The 252-nt window shown below is 66.3% G+C and carries 1 pseudogene; it reads right to left on the reverse strand.

Going from position 1 to position 252, the window contains the following annotated elements:
- Positions 1-135 precede the first annotated feature (135 nt).
- Positions 136-252: pseudogene (locus ROTAS13_RS26885) on the reverse strand (IS5/IS1182 family transposase); the annotation flags it as partial.

The following is a 252-nucleotide window of genomic DNA, read 5'->3' on the forward strand; positions in this document are numbered from 1 at the left end:
ATCTGGTGCGAGCAAGGTTTCCTCACATCCCGGCACAGCGGCCACGGCGCAAAACCTCCACGAGCGCTCCAGCACGCCTGGGCTTACGCCATCTGCCACGCCGCGTGATGGCCAAAGTCGAGCTTAGACCCCGTTTCATAACGGCTGAGCCAGACGCCGGACGAGGATCATGGCGGCGGCGAGGGTGAAGAAGGCGACGGCGGAACCGACGGTGGCCTCGTGATCGCGAGCGAGGCGTCGGCAGCGGCCGAA

Source organism: Roseomonas sp. TAS13, assembly GCF_001950415.1.
Classification (GTDB): Bacteria; Pseudomonadota; Alphaproteobacteria; order Acetobacterales; family Acetobacteraceae; genus Roseomonas; species Roseomonas mucosa.